Source organism: Bacillus sp. KICET-3, assembly GCF_033261025.1.
GTDB classification, from domain to species: domain Bacteria; phylum Bacillota; class Bacilli; order Bacillales; family Bacillaceae; genus Bacillus; species Bacillus sonorensis.
Map to the genome: position 1 here is coordinate 3932222 of NZ_CP137345.1, position 26311 is coordinate 3958532.

Sequence of the window (26311 nt, forward strand, 5' to 3'; positions counted from 1 at the left end):
CCTTTTCTTCTTTCTATTATAAATCCTTCCACTTTTTCTCCAATACCGGATAATGATAATCACTCATCTTTCCAATCAGTTCCTCCGCTTTTGATGAAGCGTAAATCAGCTGCAGGTGGGACTCGTTTGAAAAGCCTTCTTGCACGCTGTGTTTGAGCATCTCAAGCAGCGGTTCAAAATACCCGCTTATATTATAGAGTCCGATCGGCTTCTGATGAATGCCGATTTGCGCCCAGCAAAGCACTTCAAACAACTCTTCAAAAGTGCCGAACCCGCCAGGCATGGCGATAAACCCGTCGGAGAGTTCCATCATTTTCGCTTTGCGTTCATGCATACCGCTGACTTCAATTAGTTCTGTCAACTGTTGATGGACCACCTCCCCTTTAAAAAGGCCTTTCGGCATCACGCCGATCACTTCACCGCCGTTTTCCAGCACGGTATCTGCAATCACCCCCATCAGGCCCATCCTGGAACCGCCGTATACGAGACGGAGCCCTTTTTCAGCCATAAAAGCGCCTAGCTCTGCCGCTTTTCTTTTGTATTCCGGATTTTCTCCCATATTTGATCCCGAATATACGTATACCGTTTTCATCCTGTTCACTCCAACTCAATATATTGATCGAAACAACTAACATTGTACTATATATTGTTTGTTTCGTGTGCGATAATATAATGGAATGTTTAGAATGGGAGTGACTTCATATGATCACAGAAGCTGAACGATGGACAAAAGAATTTTATCAGAAAAGGGGCTGGAGCGAGTACGGCCCTTTCATCAGAATCGGATTTTTAGTGGAGGAAGCAGGCGAGCTGGCCAGAGCCGTCAGAGCCTATGAAATCGGCAGAGACCGCCCTGATGAAATCAAGCGTCCCGCTGCTGAATTAAAACGGGAACTCATCGAGGAAATGGGTGATGTGATGGGAAACCTGATCATGCTTGCGGGACTATATGATGTCTCTCTTGAAGAAATGATGGAAGCGCACCGAAAAAAGCTGACGGAACGATTTGAGGAAAAACGGTATGCTGATTGATGACCGTCTCTACGGTGAAGCTGATGTGGAGCCTGTGCTAAGCGATTTGATCCGCTCAGAAGCCGTTCAGCGGCTAAAGGGGGTTCATCAGGGAGGGGCGAGCTTTCTCGTACATCCCGGATGGAATATCACTCGCTTCGAACACAGCCTGGGTGTCATGCTATTGATTCGACAGCTTGGCGGAAGCCTTGAGGAACAAATAGCCGGCCTGCTTCATGATGTCTCACATACTGCCTTTTCCCATGTAGTTGACGATGTATTCAACATAGAGAATGAAGATTACCACGAGCAAATCTTTGCAACATGGGTCAGTCATTCCGCTATACCGGAGATTCTGCATACATATGGATTCAATCATGAGGAGCTGCTTGACGACGATCGAAAATGGACGCTTCTTGAGCGGCCCGCTCCCGCCTTGTGTGCGGACCGCATCGATTATACACTGCGCGATTCCTTTGCCTACGGCTTTGCAAACAAAGACGAAATCGCAACATTTTTGCAGACGGGGCTGACGGTTTTTGCAGGGGAAATATGCTGCACATCCATTGAAGCTGCGGAATGGTTTACCGACCTTTATTATAAAGAAGTGATCGGTTTTTTTATGAATCCATTAAATCTGTACGGGCTGGATACCGTAAGCAGTGTATTAAAGCAAGCGCTGGAGATGGAATTGATCAGCGTACAGGATGTCCTCAAAACAGATGATGAACTGCTTGCTGTGTTAAAGCAAGACTCCCGCCTGCATAGCCAATTGGACAGGCTGACCACGGCAAAACAGCACGTCAAACAAGGGAATCCGGATGATTTCACATTTCATAAAACATTAAAAACAAGGAACATTGATCCAAGCGTCATCCACCAGGGAGACAAAACGCCGGCCTCCGCCCTTTCGGAAAACGTCCGCCGAATGAAGGAAAGAGCCGCCGATAAGATGAAAAAAGGAGCCTTTGTCAAAGTGACGGAATAACAACAGCCTGTTCCGCTTTTTCGGAACAGGCTTCTTTGCTGTGTTTATGTGACATCAAATATTTGCTCAGGCCGGTCTACAAAGTGCTGCTTGCCGATTTTATGAAACAGCCCTGTTTTATGAAGCAGCTCCCGCGGCTGCTGCTGAAGTCCGACAATCATCACCTTTCCGTTTTGCTGATGCACTCTGTTGACGATCGTCATCAGGCTTCCTTCTGCTGAAGAATCCATATAGTCCACTTTATTCATCAGAAGGATCAACAGTTTTGGCATGTGCTTTTTATTCAGGATCGAATCCTCTAACGAATTTGACGAACCGAAGAACAGCGGCCCTTCAACCGAATAGATGCTGACTGATCTGTGAAACTTCTTTTCCTCCCCTGAAGCCGCAACCTGAATGATCGCCTCTGAGGCATCATTCTGAATGCGAAACGATTTGCTCATTCTTGCGATAAAGGTGATAATCGCCAATAAAATGCCGGCGGCCACCCCGAAAACAAGATCTTGCCATACTGTCAGTAAAAACGTGACGACGAGAACAACCGAATCCGAATTTTTAATCCTTAAAATGTTGGCAAACTCTTTCCGCTCACTCATATTCCATGCGACAACCATCAAAATCGGCGCCATGCTTGCAAGCGGAATCAGGGATGCATATGGAGCAAACAACAGGAGGACGAGCAGAACGAATACGCCGTGAACCACTCCTGATAACGGCGAAGCGGCACCTGTCCTAATATTTGTCGCCGTCCGGGCGATCGCTCCTGTCGCCGGAATACCGCCGAAAAGCGGAGCCGCCATGTTGGCGATTCCCTGACCGACAAGCTCTTTATTGCTGTCATGCCTTGTCCCTTTCATGTTATCCGCAACCATCGCGGAAAGCAGAGACTCGATTCCCCCTAACATCGCGATCATCAAAGCCGGAGGCAGCAAGTATACGATCTTTTCCAAAGAAAGCTCCGGAAATTGAAAGCTCGGCAAATTGTGCGGTATTTCTCCGTATGCTGAGCCGATCGTGACGATGTGCTCCGGAAAAAACGTTGTCGCCATCAGCGTCGATACCAATAGACCGGCCAGCGCACCGGGAACTTTGGGCAATACCTTCGGCGTGAACAGCACAAAGAAGAGCGATACGACAGCCGTCAACACACTGTAAAAGCTGAGTGTATCCAAATTGATGACAATCTCTCTCATATTCATATAGAAGCTTTCATGCTTTTCAACATTTCTCAAACCTAAAAATTTTGCGATTTCCCCGGTGAAAATAATCATCGCGATTCCGGCGGTAAAACCGATAATTACCGGCCGGGGAATAAACTTCATAATCTTTCCGAGCTTCAGCAGCCCCAATATGACCAATATCGCTCCGGCCATAAAGCCGGCGATCAACAAATTTTCAAAGCCATACTGCAAAACGATCGCGAACAAAATTGGCACAAATGCGCCCGTAGGCCCGCCAATCTGGTATTTTGACCCGCCAAGCAGCGAAATCAATATACCGGCCACGATCACAGTGTAAAGACCGTGCTCAGGTTTTACACCCGAGGCGATGGCAAAAGCCATTCCGAGCGGAATCGCGACGACCCCCACCACCATTCCAGCTACAATGTCTTTTTGAAACCGCTTTAAGTTGTACCCTTCAAATCTGCCGGAAAAACGTAGCATTCATTCAATCCTCCCCATTATGATCATCCCTTATTTTCCGAAAGCGAAACATTCATCCCGGAATAACCATCTGCCACTACATCCAGACGCCCGGTCTTGGAATCGATGACCAATCCATGGACCGGAACGTCTTCCGGCATAAGCGGATGGCTTCGCACCATTTTCACACTATGGGTGACACTGTCTTCAACACTTTCAAAGCCTGTCATCCACGAATCCAAATCAATGCCGGCGTTCGTCAACAGCTCCAGACAATCATGTTTTACTCCGCGCTGTTTGGCTTTTTCAAGAATAGATGAAACCTCCAGACTCGCCATGCCGCATTCGTGATGTCCGATGATACAGACTTCTTCCGCCTGCAGCTCATAGACGGCTACAAGGATGCTCCGCATCACGCTGCCAAAAGGATGAGAAACAACGGCTCCTGCATTCTTAATAATTTTTGCATCTCCATTTTTTAAACCCATGGCATGATGGAGCAGTTCTAATAACCGGGTATCCATACATGTCAAAATCACAAGTTTTTTTTCGGGAAATTTGGTCGTTTCGTAAAACTCGTATTTCTTTTCCTCTACAAAAGACTGATTGTGCTTCAAAATGGAAGATAAGTTAGCCATTTTTCTCTCACTCCTTTTCATAGTCATATGAACTCAACTTGTTGCATGAACGAATTATAGCACATGATTTTTGAATTTTGATTTGATTCAAAAAATTCGATCAAAATGTACTGAAAATAAAAATGAACGATGTTTATATCTTTCTAAAATAATAAAAACTACACTTTTGTTCACCTATAAAAACATTATTGGAAATCAACTCACAAGACGCACAAGTGAATTTATAGTCAAAATAATGCATTAAAATTAATTAAAAAATTTTATTAATGATTTCCAAAATGGGGATGTTGCACAAATGATCTGATAGTCCCGCATTTCTTCGCCAGCCTTGGTTTTTGTAAAATTGATTTTTCCTCTATAATGGCAGTAGATCATATTTACAAAGGAGAATGCAGATGAAGCCGTTTGTATACGTCACAAAGCCGATTCCGGAAGAAGTGGAAGAACTGCTTGCCGAGCATTGTACATATGAAGTTTGGACGTCCCGCGAACGCATTCCGAGACAAGTTTTGTTGGAAAAAATCAAGGAGGCAGATGGCCTTCTGACCTCCGGAACGAAAATCGACCGGGAATTATTATACAGTGCGCCGAAATTAAAAATCGTCAGCAATTTTTCAGTAGGCTACGATAATTTTGATCTTGAAGCCATGAAAGAAAAATCTGTGATCGGCACCCATACGCCGTATGTCCTCGACGATACGGTGGCGGATCTCGCCTTTGGGCTGATTTTGTCTTCAGCGCGCCGGATCGCAGAGCTTGACCGCTATGTACGCGATGGGAAATGGACAAAATCTGAGGATGAGGAAAGCCTGTTTGGAAGCGATGTCCATCATCAGACGCTTGGCATCATCGGAATGGGCCGGATCGGCGAACAGGTAGCCAAACGGGCCGCATTGGGCTTTGACATGAATGTCCTCTATTACAGCCGGAGCCGTAAACCGGAAGCCGAGAAAAAAACCGGCGCCGTATACGCCGAATTCAACGAACTTTTAGAGCGCTCAGACTTCATCGTCATGATCACGCCGCTTACAAAGGAAACGTTCCACCTCATTGGAGAACGCGAATTGAAACAAATGAAGCATTCCGCCATCTTCATCAATATATCCCGCGGCAAAACGGTCGACGAAAAAGCGTTGATCAAAGCGCTGACAGAAGGGTGGATTAAAGGGGCGGGGCTAGATGTATTTGAAAAAGAGCCGATTGAAAAAGACAATCCGCTCTTAAGCCTCCCCAATGTGACAATCGTTCCCCATATTGGTTCATCCACCAGCGTCACCCACACCAACATGCTGAAATGCGCCGCCAAAAACCTGATTGACGGTCTTCAAGGCAAACAGCCGCGGGATGTCGTGAAGGAATTAAAACAAGAAGCCTGAGGAAGGCTCAGGCTCGAAATGTTTTGCCGAGTTCCTTCCCCAATCCGAAATAGTGCCTGAAATTATAAATCAAAGGGCTCCATTTTTGGGGATCGATATGGTTCGTCCCTTTCATGATGGACTCATGAACATGCACATGCACCGCCTTCGTTTCAATAACGGCGAAGAACGGCGAATCATCGGGAATACGAATGTGTTTGACCTCGGCTTCAATTTGGATGGGGCATTCTGCGATTCTGTCCGGCTTGACCGATTGGGAACGTGCCGGCGTTAATCCGCTCGCTGCGAACTTCTCTTTGTTATATGTGAAGCCGAGCTGTTTTTTTGCCGCTGGAACGGGATTCTTCCCCGTATAAGCAGCCAGTTTTTCTACATGGTTCCACAATGACGGATCAGGCAGATTGATCACGCACTGCTGCTGCCTCCTCATGTTTTCAAAAGCTTTTCCTTCTGTTGCGGCTCCGATCACGATGCAATCCCCGAGCGCCCAAGAAGAGGAAAGGGGGCTGAGGTTCGTGGAGCCGTCTTCATTTTGCGTGCTCAGCAAAATAACGGGTGTTCCGTAGTACAAAATGCTTGGGTGAATTTCTTTGATTTGTTGGTTCATCCTTTTTCCTCCTTGCTCCTTTCATTGTAATCTATCCATATATCGATTATGATCGAAATATGGATTACAGACTGGAGGTATCGCTATGAACGTCAGCCCGAATATAGCAGAGGTTGCCAAGCTTGTCAGCGAGCCGTCGCGAGCGGCCATTTTAACAGCATTGCTCGATGACCGGTTTTATACAGCCTCAGAGCTCGCCGGCTTTGCAGGCGTCAAACAGCAAACCGCAAGCTTTCATCTTGCGAAACTGGCGGATGCGGACATGGTCATCTGTCAGAAGCAAGGAAGGCACCATTATTACCGTCTTAAAGATGCGGAAACCGCCCGGGCGCTGGAAAGCCTTCTTCTGGTAGCGCCCCCTGCTGACATCAGGTCTTTCCGGCAATCCGCGGAGGCTAAAGCCATCAGGAAAGCGCGGACATGCTATGATCATCTGGCAGGTGCGCTTGGCGTAAAACTTGCCGAACAGCTGGTGCACCTTGACTTTTTGCAAGAGAATGAAGAAGCATTCACTGTTACTGACAAAGGCGCATCATGTTTTAAGCAGCTTGGCATCGACCTGGAGGAAGTCAAAAGAAAGCGCCGCTCCTTTTGCCATAGATGTCTGGACTGGAGCGAAAGACGCTACCATCTCGCCGGCGCTTTAGGCGCCGCGTTGCTGGACGGCTTTATCCGCATGGGCTGGATTGAGCGCCGTCCGCTCTCAAGAGCTGTCACCATCACACCAAAAGGTGAAAAAGAGCTTGAACGAGTGTTCCATATTTCCATAGAAAAGAACTGATTCAGAATCGAATCAGTTCTTTTTTCATAGATTCATATTCTTTAAAACGGCCCGTTCATAAACCTTTCGCGTAACCAAGTAGTACACGGCCTGGAAGATAAAATAGATGCCGATGACGATTGCCGCGCTGAAAAACAGGTTGGACTTGAGCATATTGCTGAGGGCTTTATAGGCAAAAGCCGCATGTATCGATCCCACGACAAACGGAATAAAAAACAGAAAGCCCATTTGTTTTCCGAGAATCGCCCTGATTTCCTTTTTTGTCACGCCGATTCTTCTTAAAGCGAATACTTGAATCCGCGTATCTTCGATTTCCGTGAAAAGGCGCAAATACATCATGCTCCCCTGGACCACGAAAAACACGATGCTGATAAACAGACCGATAAACAGCGTAAGCGCCGTCGCCTGCTTCATCACTTGATAGCCCGGCGCCCGGACTTGAAAAAAGTCTTTTTGCTCCTTCGGCACCATTTGTTCCAGCTTTTCAGCAACAGCGACTTGATTCTCCCAATCAGCAAGCTCATAGCCGATGACTTTTGTCTGTTTGTTCAGCGGCACCGCTTCCGCCGTTTTCTCATATGTGTCCTGATCGACGACAACTAATTTGCTGATCCGGCCCATGCTGAAAAGGACCCCTTTGTCCCGCTCTTTCCCCATTTTTAACGTAAGGTGTTTCCCAGTTGATGTTTTGACCTCCGCGCTCTCACCGGGATGAAAAAACGGCTCATTGTTGTAGCTGTAGGAAAGGTTGATAAACGCCTCCCCTTTTTTCAACTGTGCCGGCGGAAGGTGTTTTTTTTCAGCAGCCTTATTAAAATCATTCTCAGAGATCATCAGCGCTTGATTATTGAGCTGCTTCCATCTCATATTGTCTGTTTTGAGCGAAACGGGAATCCCCGTCACCTCGATCCGGTACTGAATGGAAGCTCCCGCATCTTGAAGAGCCGCTTCAACCTCATCAGGCTTGATGACATGGTAACCCGTAGCATCTTGTTCGGCCCATGACACGGCCTGCGGAATTCCGGTTTCCCCCTGACTTTTCAGGTCGGCGTAGAACATATAAATGACACCCGTCGCCGTTAAAATCACTGCCGTAATGATCGATGTCAAAAACAGCATCCGCGCATAATCCTTCAAGCGAAACATAATATTGGAGCGGGTGATGATGTTTGTTCCATTGTAAAAGCTTGTTTTATGCTTATACAGTCCGCGAAAAATCGCCACACTGCTTTGCGTAAAAAAGAAATAGGTCCCGACCAGCACAAGAATCAAAATCGGAAACACCCGAAAGACGATATCAATCATCCCGGCCGTTGCCGCAATCGTATAACATCCGGCAAGACAAAGCAGAGAAAGAATGGTGAGCCATTTTGAATATACGGGCATTCCTTTCGGCTGCTGTTTGGCCTTTAACAGGTCGATGATCTGAAGCTTGCGAATCCGCGCCAACGACAGGATCGTCAGCGCCTGGAACAGGACGGTAAAGCCGACAGCCGTAATGATCAAGGCCTTGGGAACGATCGCAAACGAAATCGGAGCCTTCACATCCATCAAGGCCGTCATCGCCATGAAAAACAGCTTCGAAAATAAAAGCCCGACACCAATCCCCATCGCGATTGAAACAAAAGAAATGATCGTTTGTTCGTAATAAATCATTTTCCGCAATTGGTGTTTTGACGTACCAAACAAACTTAATAAACCAAATTCTTTTTTTCGAGCCTGCAAAAAGGCGGAATTGGAATACATGATAAAAAAGATTGCAAATACGATGATGATGACTTCAGCCGCATAAAGGCAGGCCTTTACAGTTTCTCCTCCGTAAATATTATCTTCCGTTACATCAGGATGATAAATAAAAGAAGAAAATATAAAAAACACGGAAACCGTGAACACACAGCTTAGGAAATAAGCGAGGTAGCGCTGGATATTTCCTTGAATATTTTTACGGGCGATGACTCTCATGTTCATGGAAATCACCTCCCAATACGCTTACAGTGTCAAGGATGCTTTGATAAAAATCCTGCCGGTTTGTCCCTTTGCGGATTTCAGAGAAAAACTTGCCGTCTTTAATAAAGATAATCCGTTCGCAGAAACTCGCCGCTGTCGGGTCGTGAGTAACCATTAAAATCGTCGCGCTTTTTTCCCGGTTCAATTTTGTCAATGAATCCATCACTTGTTTGGCCGATTTTGAATCAAGATTGCCTGTCGGTTCATCAGCCAAAATAAGGGCCGGCTCATGAATCATCGCTCTGGCGCAGGCCGCCCTTTGCTGCTGTCCGCCGGAAACCTCGTAGGTACGGTGATTGAGAATATGGTCGATTTGCAATGTTCTCGCTAATTCTAGCAGCTTTGACTCCATTTCCTTCGCCCTCACCTTATCAAGGGCAAGCGGCAGAAGGATGTTTTCCCTGATCGTTAACGTTTCAAGGAGGTTGAAGTCTTGAAAAATAAAGCCGAGCTCACGTCGGCGAAATAATGCGAGCTTATGGTCTTTCAGTTTTGCCGGATTTGTTCCGTTTATGATTAAATCGCCGTTTGTCGGCAGGTCAATCGTCGCCAGGAGGTTGAGAAGCGTCGTCTTTCCGCTTCCGGAAGGCCCCATCACGCCTACAAATTCACCCTGTTCAACCGATATATTAAAATTGTCGAGCGCCTGATGCGAAAAGCCGCCTTTAGCCGAAAAATACGTTTTTGATAAATGCTTTGTTTCTAATACAGTCATTGCTTCCTTCTCCTTTTTTTCTTTTATTATAAAAAGGAGCGAAAACAACTCCCATCGAATTACCTTGCAAACCGGACGGCCAACCTTACAATTTTGTCACATTGCCATGAAGGGTGCTGCTGGAAAAAGCGACCGTCACGGCTGTTCCTTTTCCCGGCTCTGAAAGAGCGCTCAGCTCATGCCCCAAATGGCCGCAGATTTCTTTTGACAAATAGAGTCCCATTCCTGTCGCTTCTTTTTGTGTCCGTCCGTTTTCTCCGGTGAAAAAAGGGTTGAAAATCCGCGGCAGATCATGCGCGGGGATCCCAATGCCCCGGTCAATGATCGAAACAGCCGTCTGATCCCCCTTTTTTTCAACCGCAAATACAATCTCTTCCCCCTTGTTTTGGGGCGAGTATTTCAACGCATTGTAGATGATCTGCTGAAAAACGACGGTCAGCCACTTTTTGTCGCTGTATATGATCACCGAATCGTCCGCTGTCTGCAGCTTTGGAAAGAGACGGCGTTTGATAAACTGCCGCTTCTCCTCATTAATGATCTCTCTAAGCAAGCGGATGACGTCTATTTTCTCAGGCTTCAGATCAATTGCAAAATGATCGAGTCGTGCCATATGAAGCATCATGTCCAACCCGCGGCGAAACCGTTCATTTTCCTCTTCAATTTCACCCAGCACAGTACGGAGAGACGTGATATCAGACTGTTTTTTTCCTTCCTGGATGAGAAGCGAAATGACGGAAACAGGCGTTTTCATATGATGGATCCACTGATTGGTAAAATCGACATGCTGCTTACGCTGTCTTGAAAAACGGGCAAGCCTTTCCCGGTATTCTTTGTTGATTTCAGAAATAAGCGCAGTCCAGATCCGCTGTTCCCCCGTTTGCGGCTGATAGGCTTTGAGCGCTTCACCCGTCTGCATGGATGAGACGTCAAGCTGATGCCTTTTTAATTGAAGAAGGAAGGAACGCTGCCTGCCGTAATCGATTGCAAAACCTGCCACCAGAAAAGCGGCCATCAATATAAACACATACAAGATATTATCCCCTGAAACGCCTCCTTCGTTCTCAAACACGCCGAGCCATGCGGCCGCAACCACAAAGCCCGTGCCCAAGAACGAAAAGATCATCAGCCAGGCCCGATCCCGCAAATATGTCTTTACCATCCTATTCATCCTTCCAATTCACGCAAAATCGATATCCCTGTCCGCGAACAGTGGCGATGGCATTTTCAATCCCCAATTCGCCAAGCTTTTTTCGCAAACGATTCACATTAACGGTCAGTGTATTGTCATCGACAAACTCGATCTCATCCCATAACGCTTCAAGCAGCTCGTCCCTTGTGACGATTCGATCATGCTCCTTCGCAAAGATGGATAAAAGCTGAAATTCTTTTTGCGAAAGAGAAATCCGCTTGTTGTCCCATTCCGCTTCAAATTTATCAGGATATATGTACAGACCGCCGAGCTCCACCACCTGCGTCTCTTGGTGCAAGGCTGATGAGTATTCGCCATATGTACGGCGCAGAACGCTTTTGATTTTGGCGAGAACGACCTCAAGATGAAACGGCTTTGTAATATAATCATCACCGCCGTGTTCAATTGCCATTACCTGATTCAATTCATCCGTCCTGGCTGAAATGAAAATGATCGGCACATTTGAAACGGCGCGGATTTGTCTGCACCAATAAAAGCCGTCAAAATATGGGAGATTAATATCCAATAGAACCAAATCGGCGTTTTTTTCGAGAAACTCCTGTTTAATCCGGTCAAACGCCTCAGCCATGCTGACTTCATAGCCGTATTTATGCAAATGACTGCTCAATATGGAGGCGATCCGTTCGTCATCCTCGGCAATAAATATCTTATACATGTTTGTCACCCTTTATGGAAAAATATCAAAATATGATGATTTTGGCAGTGATTCAATATTATTATAGACGATATATGGAAAATGATGAAACGCAGCTCGATCAGGCAGAAGAGGAAAGCCTCGCAGCAGGGCTCCGCTGCCAAATCTTGATTGCGAGGAGATTAGCGGGATGGTCGAAGATATCAACTATACACCCGGTATAAGAACGAAGCTGGGAAACAGACAGATCACTGTTCTGAAATGAACCTTCCATCATGTCAGGCTCACTTCAGCCATTTGTTCCAAGGCAGCGGCGGCGGGTGAGAAGCGGCAGCCAGCTTTCAACCGCCGGCTTGGAATTGGAACAGACAGCCCGTTTTTCAATCAAAGAACACACTTTTAAATATTTTGGAGAATTCCTCTAAAGTAATGGCTTCTTTTGTGAGATCTCCATTCGTCTCCTTTGTGAAATGATCCTTCGATAAAATCAATTTCCCGTCTTTTGTCAGCTTTGAGGCAAGCGGGTTTTTATTAAACGGCGATTCCTCTTCATCGAAGATTGCATCACGGATATCAGCCAGCACCTTTTCATCGATTGGTTTCAATGTAAACGCATAGCCGATCTGCCATCCTTCCCCTTTATCCATTTCAAGCAGGTAGTCGCCTTTATCTGTTTTGGCTTTTCTGACGCGGTATATCCCCGTTTTTGACGTAACGGGCTCTCCTGAAAACGGAACGGGCGCCAGCGGAAGATTTGCACCAAACCCGGTATCCAGCAGATACATTTCGCTCTCTTCCTGAAGAATGACGGAGACATGCGTTCCCGTCTGCGCCCAGGCCCCTTCTTTTTGATGAAAGACGGTTCCCTGAACCATCTGAACGGAAAAACCGATTTCTTTCAGCACATAATAGAGAAAGGCGTTCAAATCATAGCATATCCCGCCCCGTTTATTGTTCAGCAAGGCTTCTGTCAGGCTTTGCTTTGTCATCGGAATCCGTTCATTTTTTAAAACAGCCTCATTTTCGAACGGAAACTGCAAGGCTGTCAGAGATAAAATTTTTGGCAAGTCGGCGAATGTGACGCCTTTATCGGACCGGTATCCAATCCTTTTATAAAAAGAATCGAGCAGAGCCTTCGTCATCATGAATCTCCTTTCACATTGAAAATAAAAAGCCAAACCCCCCAGGGGTTTAGCTTTTTTCCTGGACATAAGCAGTCAATACTTCAAGGGCATCTTGTTCATCGGCTCCATCAGCGATAAGCGTGACCTCAGATCCGGAGCTGACGGCCAGGCTCATCAGGCCCATAATGCTTTTGGCATTTACTTTCTTATCTCCCTTTTCAAGAAAAATGTCAGATTGAAAGCGGTTGGCTTCCTGAACAAACAATGCCGCAGGACGCGCTTGAAGTCCTGTTTTCAAACGGATCTCCACTTTTTGTTGAACCATGTAATCTCCCCCGTTCCCTGCAATTATTTTAAAGAGACAGACTGTCCTAAACGCAGCTGTTCCGCAATTTCGTCCAATTTTCGAAGACGGTGGTTAATGCCCGATTTGCTGATTTTTCCGCTGGCGACCATTTCCCCGAGCTCCTTTAAAGTCACTTCCTGATAATCAATGCGGAGCTGGGCGATTTCCCTCAGCTTTTCGGGTAAAGCGTCAAGACCGATTTTCTCATCGATCAGTTTAATGTTTTCCACCTGTCTGAGGGAAGCGCCGATCGTTTTGTTTAAATTCGCCGTTTCGCAATTGACGAGACGGTTCACCGAATTTCTCATGTCGCGGACGATCCGGACATCTTCAAAACGGAGCAGCGAGTTATGAGCGCCGATCACATTTAAAAATTCGGTAATTTTCTCGGCTTCCTTCAGATACGTGATATACCCCTTTTTTCGCTCCAGCGTTTTGCTGTTTAAATGAAACTGGTTCATCAGCCTGCATAATGAATCATTATGCTCTTTATACATCGAGAAAATTTCAAGATGGTACGAAGACGTCTCAGGATTGTTGACAGAACCTCCGGCTAAAAAAGCCCCTCTCATATAAGACCGCTTGCAGCACCTTTTCTTGACAAGCTCCTCTGATATGTTTCTCGCGATGACAAAGTTTTCGCCGAGAATTTTTAAATCTTCAAGAATGGATTTTGCATTTTCGATCAGACGGACGATGTAGACGTTATTTTTTTTCAGTCTCATCTTTTTCCGAACCAGCAGTTCGACTGATACCTCATATTGTTTTTTGAGCAATGTATATATTCTTCTTGCGATGGCCGCGTTCTCGGTTTGGACATCGAGAACCACCTTTCTGTTTGAAAAAGACAGTGAACCATTCATCCGAATGAGGGCGGAGAGTTCCGCTTTGGCGCAGCAATCCTTTACCTCCAGGTTTGTGAGTTCTTTTTTCGTTTCCGATGCAAATGACATTTTATAGACACCCCCATTCCAAGGCCTGCTATTCTTTTAACAAATCAACAAGAAGCGAAGCGACTTTATGTGTATCATGGCGGATCACGCCATTCTCATACGTCACAATCTGATCTTTGATGACTTCAAGCCCCATGGCAGTGAGTACATCAATGTTGAACTGAACTGGCTGGGCCGATTCTTTTGCATATCTTTCCCGGATATCCTCCGGAATTTCCTCACTGTTGACAAGGATCGTATCGATAAAAGGCCCGCCCATATGCTGATTCAAGGCATTTACATGATCAGCGGCACTGTAGTATAAAGTTTCTCCCGGCTGGGTCATCACATTGCAAATGTAGACCTTTTTGGCTGATGCCTTTAAAATTTCTTCTCCGATCTTCGGGACGAGCAGGTTTGGCAAAATGCTCGTATAAAGACTGCCCGGTCCGAGAATAATCAGATCTGCCTCCCGGATCACTTCGATCGTTTCCGGGACCGGCTCGATTTTTTCCGGGGTTAAAAACACCCGTTTAATCCGCTTTCCATAGGAAGGAATCACCGACTCTCCGGATATAATCCGACCGTCTTCCATTTCCGCATGGAGGATAACGCTTGTATTTGCGGCTGGGAGAACTTTTCCGCGAACATTTAATACCTTGCTCATTTCGGTTATGGCGTGAAAGAAGTCACCGGTTATATTCGTCATCGCCGCCAAAATTAAGTTCCCCAGCGAATGGCCAATTAAATCGCCGCCTTTGTTAAAGCGGTGCTGAAACAGGTTTTCGACGAGCGGCTCCACATCAGAGAGCGCGGCCAGCACGTTCCGGACATCACCGGGCGGAGGTATTTTCAGCTCATTTCTTAATCTTCCCGAGCTTCCCCCGTCATCGGCAACCGTCACAATAGCCGTAATGTCCACAGGCTGATGCTTCAATCCCCTCAGCAAAACGGAAAGACCTGTCCCCCCGCCAAAGATTGCGATTTTTTTCTGATCTGCCATCCTATTTTCTGCTTTTCTTCTCAATGTCCCGGTGAGTGACATGAGTGTAGTAGTCTTTCTTAAAGTAATCGGCAAGGTACTCCGCAAGGGTGACCGAACGATGCTGTCCCCCCGTGCATCCAATTGCAATCACGAGCTGGCTTTTTCCTTCGCGTTTGTAAGAAGGAAGCATAAAGCCGAGAAGTTCGGTGAGCTTCTCCAGGAACTTCTGCGTTTCGCTCCATTTCATCACATAGGAGGATACCTCCTGATCCTTTCCGGTCAGCGGCCTCATGCTGTCGATATAGTATGGATTCGGAAGAAATCTCACATCGAAGACAAGATCGGCATCAATCGGAATCCCGTATTTAAATCCAAACGACATGACATTGACCGTGAAAGTATGATGGCCGCTATCCGCCGCAAAATGCTGGACGATTTTTTCCCGAAGATCCTTCGGCTTCATATCAGATGTGTCATAAATGATCTGTGAACGGCCTTTCAGTTCTTCCAAAAGCTCGCGTTCGGTTTCAATTCCCTCAAGCGGCAGCCCTGTCGTGGCAAGAGGGTGTGAACGCCTTGTCTCTTTATACCGTGAAACAAGGACCGAATCCTTTGCATCTAAAAACAAAATACGCGGTGTAATCCATGATGTTTCCCCAATTTCATCAAGAGCCTCAACAAGGCTGTCGAAAAATTCCCGTCCGCGCAAGTCCATGACAAGGGCTACCTTGCTCATTTTTGAACTTGATTCCTTCATCAGCTCCAAAAATTTCGGAAGCAGAGACGGCGGCAGATTATCGACGCAGAAAAAACCGAGATCTTCAAAGCTTTGAATCGCAACCGTTTTTCCTGCTCCTGACATTCCGGTTATAATCACAAGCTGAATTTCCTGGCTTCCATTCGAACTCATGATTCTTCCCCCCTTATATTTATTCGCTTTGCGGATCGAGACGGTAGGACAAGAGTTCAAAGTCCGGCGTATACGTAAAGGTGCCGTGAAGCAATCCGCTGCCTTTCAGCATAAAATCCAGGATATGAACATCACCCGGCGCCATCGGCAAATTCTCCATGTCTTCAGCCTGATGCCACCTGATGATGCCTTCTTCAGACTCCTCAACATGACTGCCTGTATAATGATCGGCGACGAACGTGAACATCATCCATTCTGAAACAACCTGATCATTTTCCTTTATGATAAAGGTGAATATTCCTTTTAATTTCGGGTTAAGCACATAGATGCCTGTCTCTTCGCGAAATTCCCTGATGACAGCATCCCTTACCGTTTCCCCGCTTTCCATTTTTCCACCCGGAGCTACCCACCAGCCCCGGCGCGGCTTTTTCAGCAAAAGGACTTTATCATCTGAAGTCAGCACACAATTCGTCACTCTTTGCAAGTCTGTCACCCATCCTTTAATTCCATCAATTCTTTTTATTATTATACCGTTTCCTGATGCCGCCCACAATGAACATGCAGTCCAACCCGGGAAAACGTCTTTTCGGGGCTGCCCCCCGCTTCATATGAAAGAAAGCGGCGCAGGCAGGTCAAACATAGATAAACAAACGAATGGAAGCGCTTGCGAAAAACTTTCTTTCTTCTATTTTACAGCAAAATCATCATATTCATGTTGTAAATATGAATAAATTGTGAAAATATGTAAAAATAGATCTTAAGCCGTACAAAAAAAGGACACGGATCAAGAAAATCCGTGCCAAAAAATTCATTATAAAAGGGGGTCAATTACTGTCTCCATCATAACGAATAATTGTTTCACTGGTGTTACAAGGCGGTTAAATCAAGATGACGATTAACTTTCGTTTATTTTACAGCCTTTTCTTTTTCAGCGAGCTCTTCAACATAATGCTGTACACTCTGCGCGGCGATGCTTCCGTCGCCTGTTGCGGTTACAATCTGGCGGAGGGATTTTTCACGAATGTCACCTGCCGCAAAAATTCCCGCTACTTTTGTTTCCATCTGCTCATTCGTTACAATATAGCCCTCGTCATTAGTGATGCCGAGATTTTTAAACGGCTCTGACAGCGGCAGCATGCCGATGTAAATAAAGACGCCATCCGTACGGAATTCTTCTTCCTCGCCTGTGACGGTATCAACAAGCGTCACTTTGCCGACTTTTCCATCCTGTTCATGGATTTCCTTGACCGTTTTGTTCCAAAGGAAATCGACCTTTTCATTGTCAAACGCGCGCGCCTGAAGGATGCTTTGCGCTCTTAATTTGTCGCGGCGGTGAACAATCGTTACTTTTGAAGCGAAACGGGTTAAGTAGACGCCTTCTTCAACGGCGGAATCTCCGCCGCCGACAACGACGAGCTCTTTGTTTTTAAAGAAAGCGCCGTCGCATACTGCACAATAGGAGACGCCGCGTCCGCCGAGCTCTTTTTCGCCTTGAACGCCGAGCTTCTTGTATTCGGCGCCGGCCGCAATGATCACGGCGCGTCCTTTAAACTCTTTTGATCCGGCTTTGACAATTTTGTATTCTTCGCCGTCGACGATTTCTTTAATATCTCCGTATGCATACTCCGCACCGAACTTTTTCGCATGCTCAAACATTTTATTTGAAAGTTCAGGCCCCAGAATGCTTTCAAATCCCGGATAGTTTTCAACATCTTCCGTATTGGCCATCTGTCCGCCCGGCACTCCTCTTTCAACCATCAAGGTTGACAGGTTCGCTCTTGAGGTATAAACGGCCGCCGTCATCCCCGCAGGACCCGCCCCTATAATAATGCAGTCATAAATTTTTTCTTCTGACACAATGTTCACTCCTTCATGAATCTTCTGCTGCTTTTGCTGGCAAGCAGTCCATTTCTATAAGATTCCCTTCTTGTTTCTTCCTTACCCATATCCTATAAAATATCATGAATAAGCGCTATTTTTTTGCTCAAAAATGAAAACAGGCTGAACATTGGTTCATCCTGTTTTTACAGATGTTCTTTTAATGTACGTTCGTATTTTGAAAGCGTTCCTGGCGAAATCCCGAAAAGCTTTGCCGTTTCCGCTTTGGTTAAGAGCTCCTGATGCTCTGTTTTCCAGATGAAATAGATCGCCGCGGCCAAACCGCCGGCGTTTTTCAGCTGAAGCCCGAAAGCCCTGATCTGCTGAATAACGTGAAAGATCCAAAAACACATCGCCTCCTGCTCGACCGCAGAACGATCCGCTTCTTCGATCGCCTTCGCGGTTCTGTAAGCGAGAAGAGCGTCTTTTGAAGTGACGGCCGTTCCGCTTTCACCGTATAGAACGAGCCTGACAAACTGCTCTTCAAACGACGTTTTGGCGATTCGAGAATCAAGGACTGCCTTCAGCTGTTCTTTTTCCCCTTTTCTTCCGCTGAGAAAATATGCGGCAAGGCGCTCCTCAACCGGGCGCTGAACAGGGCTTTTTTCCATCCGTTCTTTCCACGGCTCTATCCGGCCGTCTGAAGGATGCTCCTCCTGCATTTTTTTCCACACATTCCGGGCGAACTGAGTGCGCCCGGTAAAATATGCGGAGCAGGCAAGCCAGTAGTAAAAAGTTTCATCACCTTCAAAACCCATGCGGTAAAGGGATTTCAGCCATTTAAACCCGAGGTCGTACCTGCCGACAAGCGATAGTGTCGCCCCAAGCTTATATCTTTGCTCGATCAGCATTGGATAAATATTTGACAGCTGATCAGAAAGCGATTTGACCTTTTCATCTTTTCTTTCATAATGGTAAAAAATAAGAAGATTGCAAAGCGCATGGAGGTTCCCATGGCTTTTTTCCAAAACGGTGAAAATCGTCGTCTTCGCTTTCTGAACATCACCGGTGTAAAAATAAGCGAGCGCCAGATTATTATAGGCTGACCAAAACTCGGGATAATCGGCGATGACCTCCTCAAGGATGCTGATCGACTCCTGCAGCTGTCCATTTTCCAAAAGCGATTTCGCCCGGTCCTGTTTCAGGATTAAATCGTCCTGATCATACTCCGAGTAGCCTGAATCTTCTTCACCCATATCCAATAAATCAAGGAGCTCCGCATTTTCCGCGCTGAACTCGCCGTTCGGATCTTCCTTTAAATAGGTTTCCGCCGCCTTATAGGCTTCCTGGAAAAGTCCAAGATGTGCATAATTGTTCGCTTTGAAATAATAGCATTCAGTCATTTTTTCATTTATATTTTTTAAAATAAAGTCCAATAGTTCGTTTGATTGCTGATAGTAGCCCATCTCTGTATAAATGACGGCAAGCTGTGACAGCATGCCCGTATTTTCCGGTTCAAGAAAAATCGCTCTCTGAATGAGCTTGCTCGCGCGGGATAAATTTCGCTCTCTGTATGCTTTGAGCCCTTTATGGTAAAAATACTGTCCATCTTGAAAGAGCTCGACAATTCTTGCCTTTTTATGATCTTCAGAAGTGTACTTTCCCACAGATACCCTCCATTTCAAACTGTATACCGTGAGTAGTATAACATAGTTTCCGGCACGCTTAACAGATCAAAAACAAGTTCCGAGAGAATTCTCTGCATTTTCCACTTTTGGCGGCGGATTATGAAACTAAAATCGTTTTTTCCATGCTGTTCGCTGCCTCATCAGAAAGCTTTGACGGCATGCGGCCTGACATCGAATCACTCCCTTTCTGATGGATGATTTATATCGGCAGAACACCTTGATTTTCAATCAAAAAAATCCAAACCTTTACGGCCTGGATTTTTTGGTCTGTGTCAGCTTGATCCTTCATGGCGTTTTTCCAGCACGTTCAACACATCATCAAGCGGAAGGGCCTGTTCCCTTAACAGCACGAGCAGATGATAGATAAGGTCAGCCGCTTCCCATTTCAATTCTTCATGATCGCGGTTTTTCGAAGCGATGATCACCTCGGCGGCTTCTTCGCCGACTTTCTTTAATATTTTATCAAGGCCTTCTTGAAACAAATACGTTGTATAAGCCCCTTCAGGCATTTCTGCCTGCCGTTTGGCGATGACGGTCTCAAGCTCATTGATAATGGCAAACCGATCGCTGCCTGACGCTTTTTTGTTCTCCACGGATGAGAAACAGCTGTAGCTTCCTTTATGGCAAGCGGGGCCTTTGGGTTCAACAAGGACGACCAGGGCATCACTGTCGCAATCAAGGCGGATGTCTGTCACATGCTGAACATTTCCTGATGTCGCTCCTTTATGCCACAGCTCTCCGCGGGAGCGGCTGAAAAACCACGTTTCTTTTGTTTCCACCGTTTTTTCAAACGATTCCTTGTTCATATAAGCCAATGTCAGGACCTCTTTGCTTGCTGCGTCCTGGACGATCGCCGGGATTAAACCGGCTTCATTAAATGTCAATTCATCTGCTTTTATCATCTGATATTCACCCCGCGCTCTTTTAAATAAGCTTTGACCTCTTTGACCGATGTTTCTTTATAGTGAAAGATGGAAGCGGCGAGTGCTGCATCAGCTTCGCCTTCTTCAAACACGGCTTGCATATGTGCGGCATTTCCCGCGCCGCCCGAGGCAATGACGGGAACCGGGACGGCTTCTGACACGAGCTTTGTCAGCCTGTGATCAAACCCGTTTTTTTCGCCGTCGGAATCCATGCTTGTCAGCAAAATCTCTCCGGCTCCCCGCTGAACGGCTTCCTTCGCCCATGAGACAACCTCCAGATCCGTCTTTTTCCGGCCGCCGTGTGTGTACACAACATATTTGCCTTCATCCTGATCATATTTGGCGTCAATCGCGACAACGATGCATTGGGAGCCGAAGAAGGCCGCGCCTTCCGCAATCAGCTCAGGGCGCAGAACGGCTGCTGTATTGACGGAGACTTTATCAGCTCCGGCCCGCAAAATCGTTTTCATATCTTCCAGATGATTGATGCCTCCGCCGACGGTGAAAGGGATCGCGAGCTTCGCCGCCACTCTTTCCACAACGTCAACCATCGTTTTTCTCCCTTCATGGGAAGCGGAGATATCGAGAAAGACGAGCTCGTCGGCTCCTTCTTTGTCGTACACTTCGGCAAGTTCAACCGGATCGCCGGCGTCCTTCAGCTCAAGAAACTGTATTCCTTTGACGACGCGTCCGTCCTTCACATCCAGACACGGTATAATGCGTTTCGTAATCACGTTGTCCCCACCCTTTCAAGCGCTTTAGAGACGGTGAATTGATTCGTATAAAGAGCTTTTCCGACAATTGCGCCGCCGACTCCTTCCGAGCGCCGGGCCGCCAGGGCTTCAAGATCTGCCAAAGAGCTGACACCGCCTGAGGCAATCACCTGTTTTCCGGTCGCTTTGGCCAGCTCAACCGTACTGTCAATGTTCGGTCCGGACAGCATTCCGTCTGTCGCAATATCTGTAAAAATAAAAACGTCAGCGCCTTCCTCCGCAAGCTCTCTGCCAAGTTCTACCGCTTTCACTTCCGACGTTTCCAGCCAGCCTTCCGTTGAAACGAAACCGTTTCTTGCATCAAGCCCGATCGCAATATGGCGCCGGTATGTTTTCAGCATTTTTTTGACAAAAGCCGGATCTGATACAGCTGAGCTCCCTAAAATCACTCGTTCTACACCATTTGACAAATATTCATCAACATCTTTTTCGGTTCTGATGCCCCCGCCGACCTGAACTTTGATATTCAGTTTTTCAGCAATCGCTTTTACATCACGGTGATTGACTCTTTTTCCTTCTTTTGCGCCGTCCAAATCAACGAGATGAATCCATTCCGCACCCTCATCAGCAAATAATGACGCCATTTCAAGCGGTGAATCTCCGTATATTGTTTCTTTAGCGTAATCTCCTTGTACAAGCCTCACACATTTTCCATTTCTCATATCGATCGCCGGGTATAATGTAAATCCGCTCATTTTGTCACCTTCTGTTCTTCTGTCAGCTGTTTGAATCTTTGTAACATCGACATTCCGACTGTGCTGCTTTTTTCAGGGTGAAACTGGGCGCCGTATACATGATCGAGGCCGACGACGGCCGGTACGCGCACGCCGTAATCAGCGCTTGCCAGCAGCGCTTCCTCATCTATCCCGCTGACATAATAGGAATGAACAAAATAAGCGTACCCTTCATCAGCCCCCGTCAAAAGCGGGGATTCCCGGTGTATCGCGAGGCGGTTCCAGCCCATATGAGGCACCTTCAGACGATTTCCCGCCGCGTCGCGCGCCTCAAGCCTGATCACTTTTCCTTTCAAAAGGCCGAGACCTTCCGTGCTGCCCTGTTCTTCGCTTTCTTCGAACAACAGCTGCATACCGAGGCAAATGCCGAGAAGCAACTTTCCTTCGCTGACCGCATCTTGAATAAAGGTTTTCAGGCCTGTTTTATTTAAAATTTCCATCGCATCACGGAAAGCGCCCACTCCCGGAAGGATATAGCTGTCCGCTTTCTGCAGCTCACTCATCTGCTCTGATACAATATAGGGCGCTCCGATCCGCTCCAGCGCTTTTGAGACGCTGTACAGGTTTCCCATCCCATAATCAATGACACCGATCATTTACAGCATTCCTTTCGTTGATGGAATTCCTTTGACACGTGGATCGATCATCGTCGCTTCGTCAAGGGCGCGGCCCAACGCTTTAAAAATCGCTTCAATCATATGATGGGTATTCATCCCGTAATGGACGATGACATGAAGGTTCATTCTCGCTTCAAGGGCCAGCTTCCATAAAAATTCGTGTACAAGCTCTGTATCAAATGTTCCGATTTTCTGACTGGGAAACTGCGCTCTATATTCAAGATGCGGTCTGTTGCTCAAATCAACCGCAACCTGGGCAAGCGCTTCATCCATCGGCACCAGGCTTGCTCCGTAGCGTTTAATGCCTTTTTTGTCGCCGAGCGCCTCCAAAAGCGCCTGACCGAGACAAATGCCGATGTCCTCTGTCGTATGGTGGTCATCGATTTCCACGTCGCCTTTAGCCTCGACGGAAAGGTTGAATTGGCCGTGCTTTGTAAATAAATCAAGCATATGCGTCATAAACGGCACATCAGTTTGAATATCCGCCTCCCCTTCACCATCAATATGGAAAGACAGCTTAATATCCGTTTCATTCGTTTTTCTTGCCCGTTCAGCTTTTCTCATCAGTCTTCCTCCCGGTTTCTGGATTCAATCGCTCTAGCATGGGCTTCAAGCCCTTCCATTCTGGCAAACGCAGCTATTTTTCCGGCGTTTGCTTCAAACGCTTCCCTGCTGTATGAAATAATGCTCGACCGCTTTTGAAAATCGCTGACGCCGAGCGGGCTTGAGAATTTGGCTGTACCATTGGTCGGCAGCACATGATTGGGACCCGCAAAATAATCTCCGACAGGCTCCGAGCTGTAGCGCCCCAGGAAAATCGCGCCGGCATGCTTGATTTTCCCCAGCAGCGCTTCTGGCTGTTCCGTCAAGATTTCAAGGTGTTCAGGGGCTAGCTCATTGATTGCGGAGACAGCATCAGCAAGTGTTTCCGCTACATAAATACAGCCGTGATTCTCAATGGACCGCCGGGCAATCTCTTTTCTCGGCAAGCGCTCAAGCTGTTGATCCACTTCTTTCCTTACAGCTTCAGCAAGAATTCGGGAATCGGTAACAAGCACGCTTGATGCCATCGCGTCATGCTCGGCCTGTGAAAGGAGGTCTGCGGCGATTTCCCGCGGATTTGCCGTCTGATCTGCGAGAACGGCGATTTCGCTCGGCCCTGCGATCATATCGATGTCAACCTGGCCGAATACTTCGCGTTTAGCCAAGGCGACATAAATGTTGCCCGGCCCCGTGATTTTATCGACAGGGGCAATCGTTTCCGTTCCATATGCCAAAGCCGCAATCGCCTGGGCCCCTCCCATTTTGTATATTTCTTCTACACCGAGCTCCGCCGCCGCTACAAGCACCCCGGGAGACAGCCTGCCATCCTTGCCAGGGGGAGAAGCGATGACGATTCGCCCGACGCCTGCGACAAGAGCCGGAATCACATTCATCAGAACGGATGACGGGTAAGCCGCCGTCCCTCCAGGTACATAAACGCCCGCCGAATCAAGCGGCGTGATTTTTTGGCCGAGCATCGTTCCGTCCTTTCTGTAGTAAAACCATGAAGAAGACAGCTGCCGTTCATGATATTCTTTAATGTTATGAATCGCTGATTTCAATGTTTCAATATCATCCTGCTTCAGCATGCCGTACGCTTCTTTGATTTCCTGTTCGGAAATGTGCGGAGCCGATACTTCTGCGCCGTCAAACCGCTTTGTAAAAGCGGCAACAGCGGCATCCCCGCTCTTTTTTACTTCATCAATAATCGCAAGCACTGTTTTTCTTTGTTCTTCCGTACCGGAGCTGATCGACCTTTTTAGCGAAACAGCGGCATTCCCGCTAATAGACTTAATCTTCATATTGTCTTTTCCCCTTCCACAATAAGTGAAAGCCGTGAAGCCATTTCATCAATGACACTATCTTTCATCCGGTAGCTGACCGGATTCACGATAAACCGTGAAGTGATGTCGCAAATTTTCTCAATTTCGACAAGGCCGTTTTCTTTCAGCGTCTGTCCTGTTGAGACGATATCGACGATCCGGTCGGCAAGGCCGATGAGCGGAGCAAGCTCAATTGAACCATTCAGCTTAATGATTTCGACCTGCTCTCCCTGTTCTCTGAAATAGCTTGATGCGACATTCGGATATTTTGTCGCCACTCTCGGCGCAACACCGCCGGCGGCCGTCTGCGGTAATCCCGCTACTGCAAGGCGGCATTTGCTGATGTTCAAATCAAGGACCTCGTAGACATCACGCTCTTCTTCAAGCATGACGTCTTTGCCTGCGATTCCGACGTCTGCCACGCCATGTTCCACATATGTCGTGACATCCATCGGCTTTGCTAGGATAAAGCGAAGGCTTTCTTCAGGCACATCGATGATCAGCTTTCTTGAATCCTCAAATTCTTCCGGAAGCCGGTAGCCGGCTTGCCGAAGCAGACCGGCAGCTTCATCAAAAATCCGTCCTTTCGGCATCGCAATCGTCAATTGTTTACCCATGCTGCTCTTCCTTTCTGGAACCGATAAAGTAGGCCACGTTTCGAAAGTACTTTGTCATCTGGTCAATGTTTTCGATCCCCGCTAAATCCTGAAGAACGACTTTTTTGCCCTTCCGCCGCTCCTCTCCGGCAAACTTGATCGCTTCTGCCCTTTGCTCTGTGCTGAAAATGACGACATCTATTTTTTCCGTTTCATCTTCCGGATTCAACGCTTCAAGCAGCCTGTCGATTCGAATCCCGAAACCCGTGGCCGGGGCGGGGGATTCGAATCGGCCGAGAAGCTGGTCATAGCGCCCTCCATTTCCGATCGGGAATCCTACGTTTTCAGCGTATATCTCAAATAAAATGCCCGTATAATAGCTCATATGGCTGACCATGCTCAAATCGAGCTTTACATCATCTGCGCATTCATAGTCGCCGAGCGTCTGCCAAAGCGTCTCCAGCTCTGAGATCGCATTCTTTCCTTTTTCAGAATCGACGATGGCTTTAGCAGCGCCGCATGTTTCAATACCGCCCCTCAGCTCCAGGAGCTCGAGCAGCCGGTTTTTATCGATTGATGATAGGTTCAAAGCTTTCACATGCTCGCGGTAGCCGACATAGTTTTTTTCATATAAAAAACGCCGCAGCACATGGGCTCTTTCTTCATTACCCAGAACCTCCATAAATAAAGCGTCTGCGATTCCGATATGGCCGATCGAAATTTTGAAAGATGTAAGCCCCGCCTTTTTGAGCGAGCATACCACAAGCGCAATCACCTCGGCATCAGCGCTTGTCGAACCATCCCCGATTAATTCGACTCCGACTTGTTCAAATTCTGCGGGTCGGCCGCCTTCCCGTTCCTGCGCTCTGAATACATTCGCCGCATATCCGACACGAATCGGATGATGCTCTTTAAGAAGCTTTGAAGCCGCCACCCTTGCGATCGGCCCCGTCATATCAGGCCTTAACACAAGGGTCTTTCCTTCCTGATCAAGCAGCTTAAAAAGCTGCTGCTCCAAAATGGCCGACTGTACGCCGACCGTCTCATAGAACTCCAGCGTCGGCGTCTCCATGAATTCATATCCCCACAGACCCATGACCTCTGTCAATGAAGAGCGCACCCTTTTCTTCGTTTCATAGAGCCCCGGCAGTGTATCTCTCATGCCGTGCGGTTTTTCGAACATAAACATCTGACTTGCACCCCCATATACGTTAGAAGGAAAATTCCGAATCCTTTAGTTCGCTAATATGATAATATGCTAACAGATAAAAGAATCAAAATCAATAACAGCCGGAAAATTCGGACAGCCCACGGTCTGTAAAATGATAACTTATCTAAAGAACCACTTGATGATATAATTAATCAAGAACGCAATTCATTTATTCATATA

The 26311-nt window shown here is 47.0% G+C and carries 28 protein-coding genes; 4 read left to right on the top strand and 24 right to left on the bottom strand.

The window, feature by feature from the left end; translation table 11 throughout:
• Positions 1–16: 16 nt before the first annotated feature.
• Complete coding sequence (locus R5H20_RS20180; protein WP_224254441.1) at positions 17–592, bottom strand: LOG family protein; 576 nt, start codon at positions 590–592, stop codon at positions 17–19.
• A gap of 110 nt (positions 593–702) precedes the next feature.
• Between R5H20_RS20180 and R5H20_RS20185 the strand changes: the two genes are divergently transcribed.
• Both R5H20_RS20185 and R5H20_RS20190 read left to right on the top strand, forming a co-directional pair.
• The gene (locus R5H20_RS20185; protein ID WP_006639187.1) at positions 703–1032 is read left to right on the top strand and encodes a MazG nucleotide pyrophosphohydrolase domain-containing protein; all 330 of its coding nucleotides are present in this window, start codon (positions 703–705) and stop codon (positions 1030–1032) included.
• Positions 1022–1999 carry an HD domain-containing protein gene (locus R5H20_RS20190; RefSeq protein WP_006639188.1) on the top strand — a complete coding sequence of 326 codons (978 nt, stop codon included), beginning with the start codon at positions 1022–1024 and terminating at the stop codon, positions 1997–1999. Before R5H20_RS20185 ends, R5H20_RS20190 begins: the two co-directional genes overlap by 11 nt.
• 44 nt (positions 2000–2043) lie before the next feature.
• Here R5H20_RS20190 and R5H20_RS20195 read toward each other — a convergent pair whose 3' ends face one another.
• Entirely contained in the window at positions 2044–3663 is a 1620-nt protein-coding gene (locus tag R5H20_RS20195; RefSeq protein WP_006639189.1) for a SulP family inorganic anion transporter, read from the bottom strand.
• A 23-nt stretch (positions 3664–3686) separates the two neighbouring features.
• Positions 3687–4280: a beta-class carbonic anhydrase gene (locus tag R5H20_RS20200; RefSeq protein ID WP_006639190.1), complete on the bottom strand. Its 594-nt coding sequence runs from the start codon at positions 4278–4280 to the stop codon at positions 3687–3689.
• A 395-nt stretch (positions 4281–4675) separates the two neighbouring features.
• On the opposite strand from R5H20_RS20200, the gene R5H20_RS20205 reads away from it, so the two are divergent.
• A complete protein-coding gene (locus R5H20_RS20205) occupies positions 4676–5656 on the top strand; it encodes a 2-hydroxyacid dehydrogenase (RefSeq protein ID WP_006639191.1) in 981 nt (326 codons plus the stop codon).
• Positions 5657–5663: 7 nt separating this feature from the next.
• On the opposite strand, the gene R5H20_RS20210 is transcribed toward R5H20_RS20205, so the two are convergent.
• Positions 5664–6263, bottom strand: a complete 600-nt coding sequence (locus R5H20_RS20210; protein WP_006639192.1) for a flavin reductase family protein — start codon at positions 6261–6263, stop codon at positions 5664–5666.
• 85 nt (positions 6264–6348) lie between these two features.
• Between R5H20_RS20210 and R5H20_RS20215 the strand changes: the two genes are divergently transcribed.
• Entirely contained in the window at positions 6349–7044 is a 696-nt protein-coding gene (locus R5H20_RS20215; protein ID WP_006639193.1) for an ArsR/SmtB family transcription factor, read from the top strand.
• Between the two features lie 24 nt (positions 7045–7068).
• Here the strand turns inward: R5H20_RS20215 and R5H20_RS20220 are convergent, their stop codons facing one another.
• From R5H20_RS20220 to R5H20_RS20315, 20 genes are all read right to left on the bottom strand, one after another.
• Positions 7069–9012 carry an ABC transporter permease gene (locus R5H20_RS20220; RefSeq protein ID WP_006639194.1) on the bottom strand — a complete coding sequence of 648 codons (1944 nt, stop codon included), beginning with the start codon at positions 9010–9012 and terminating at the stop codon, positions 7069–7071.
• Entirely contained in the window at positions 8987–9766 is a 780-nt protein-coding gene (locus tag R5H20_RS20225) for an ABC transporter ATP-binding protein (protein ID WP_006639195.1), read from the bottom strand. Before R5H20_RS20225 ends, R5H20_RS20220 begins: the two co-directional genes overlap by 26 nt.
• Before the next feature lie 85 nt (positions 9767–9851).
• On the bottom strand, positions 9852–10925 hold the full coding sequence (locus R5H20_RS20230; protein ID WP_006639196.1) for a sensor histidine kinase: 1074 nt from the start codon (positions 10923–10925) through the stop codon (positions 9852–9854).
• A 1-nt stretch (position 10926) separates the two neighbouring features.
• Complete coding sequence (locus R5H20_RS20235; RefSeq protein WP_006639197.1) at positions 10927–11631, bottom strand: response regulator transcription factor; 705 nt, start codon at positions 11629–11631, stop codon at positions 10927–10929.
• A gap of 359 nt (positions 11632–11990) precedes the next feature.
• The gene (locus R5H20_RS20240) at positions 11991–12755 is read right to left on the bottom strand and encodes an arylamine N-acetyltransferase (RefSeq protein ID WP_254726418.1); all 765 of its coding nucleotides are present in this window, start codon (positions 12753–12755) and stop codon (positions 11991–11993) included.
• 46 nt (positions 12756–12801) lie between these two features.
• Positions 12802–13059, bottom strand: coding sequence for an HPr family phosphocarrier protein (locus tag R5H20_RS20245; RefSeq protein WP_006639199.1), 258 nt, complete (start codon positions 13057–13059; stop codon positions 12802–12804).
• 23 nt (positions 13060–13082) lie between these two features.
• Positions 13083–14033, bottom strand: coding sequence for a DNA-binding protein WhiA (gene whiA, locus R5H20_RS20250; RefSeq protein ID WP_006639200.1), 951 nt, complete (start codon positions 14031–14033; stop codon positions 13083–13085).
• Positions 14034–14061: 28 nt separating this feature from the next.
• Positions 14062–15015 (bottom strand): gluconeogenesis factor YvcK family protein, encoded by a 954-nt coding sequence (locus R5H20_RS20255; protein ID WP_006639201.1) that lies wholly within the window; start codon positions 15013–15015, stop codon positions 14062–14064.
• A 1-nt stretch (position 15016) separates the two neighbouring features.
• Positions 15017–15907 (bottom strand): RNase adapter RapZ, encoded by an 891-nt coding sequence (gene rapZ, locus R5H20_RS20260; protein ID WP_006639202.1) that lies wholly within the window; start codon positions 15905–15907, stop codon positions 15017–15019.
• A 19-nt stretch (positions 15908–15926) separates the two neighbouring features.
• Positions 15927–16400: an 8-oxo-dGTP diphosphatase gene (locus R5H20_RS20265; protein WP_087962538.1), complete on the bottom strand. Its 474-nt coding sequence runs from the start codon at positions 16398–16400 to the stop codon at positions 15927–15929.
• A gap of 413 nt (positions 16401–16813) precedes the next feature.
• Positions 16814–17764, bottom strand: coding sequence for a thioredoxin-disulfide reductase (gene trxB / locus R5H20_RS20270; protein WP_006639204.1), 951 nt, complete (start codon positions 17762–17764; stop codon positions 16814–16816).
• Between the two features lie 167 nt (positions 17765–17931).
• A complete protein-coding gene (locus tag R5H20_RS20275) occupies positions 17932–19392 on the bottom strand; it encodes a tetratricopeptide repeat protein (RefSeq protein ID WP_006639205.1) in 1461 nt (486 codons plus the stop codon).
• 293 nt (positions 19393–19685) lie between these two features.
• Positions 19686–20315 carry a bifunctional phosphoribosyl-AMP cyclohydrolase/phosphoribosyl-ATP diphosphatase HisIE gene (hisIE, locus tag R5H20_RS20280; RefSeq protein WP_006639206.1) on the bottom strand — a complete coding sequence of 210 codons (630 nt, stop codon included), beginning with the start codon at positions 20313–20315 and terminating at the stop codon, positions 19686–19688.
• A complete protein-coding gene (gene hisF, locus R5H20_RS20285; protein WP_006639207.1) occupies positions 20312–21070 on the bottom strand; it encodes an imidazole glycerol phosphate synthase subunit HisF in 759 nt (252 codons plus the stop codon). The genes hisIE and hisF overlap by 4 nt, the downstream gene beginning before the upstream one ends.
• A complete protein-coding gene (hisA, locus tag R5H20_RS20290; protein ID WP_006639208.1) occupies positions 21067–21804 on the bottom strand; it encodes a 1-(5-phosphoribosyl)-5-[(5-phosphoribosylamino)methylideneamino]imidazole-4-carboxamide isomerase in 738 nt (245 codons plus the stop codon). Before hisA ends, hisF begins: the two co-directional genes overlap by 4 nt.
• Complete coding sequence (hisH, locus tag R5H20_RS20295; RefSeq protein WP_006639209.1) at positions 21801–22439, bottom strand: imidazole glycerol phosphate synthase subunit HisH; 639 nt, start codon at positions 22437–22439, stop codon at positions 21801–21803. Before hisH ends, hisA begins: the two co-directional genes overlap by 4 nt.
• Positions 22440–23024: an imidazoleglycerol-phosphate dehydratase HisB gene (hisB, locus tag R5H20_RS20300; protein ID WP_006639210.1), complete on the bottom strand. Its 585-nt coding sequence runs from the start codon at positions 23022–23024 to the stop codon at positions 22440–22442. It abuts the gene before it with no gap.
• Positions 23024–24304, bottom strand: coding sequence for a histidinol dehydrogenase (hisD, locus tag R5H20_RS20305; RefSeq protein ID WP_006639211.1), 1281 nt, complete (start codon positions 24302–24304; stop codon positions 23024–23026). Before hisD ends, hisB begins: the two co-directional genes overlap by 1 nt.
• Positions 24301–24942, bottom strand: a complete 642-nt coding sequence (hisG, locus tag R5H20_RS20310; protein ID WP_006639212.1) for an ATP phosphoribosyltransferase — start codon at positions 24940–24942, stop codon at positions 24301–24303. The genes hisD and hisG overlap by 4 nt, the downstream gene beginning before the upstream one ends.
• Positions 24935–26110 carry an ATP phosphoribosyltransferase regulatory subunit gene (locus tag R5H20_RS20315; RefSeq protein ID WP_006639213.1) on the bottom strand — a complete coding sequence of 392 codons (1176 nt, stop codon included), beginning with the start codon at positions 26108–26110 and terminating at the stop codon, positions 24935–24937. Before R5H20_RS20315 ends, hisG begins: the two co-directional genes overlap by 8 nt.
• Positions 26111–26311 lie beyond the last annotated feature (201 nt).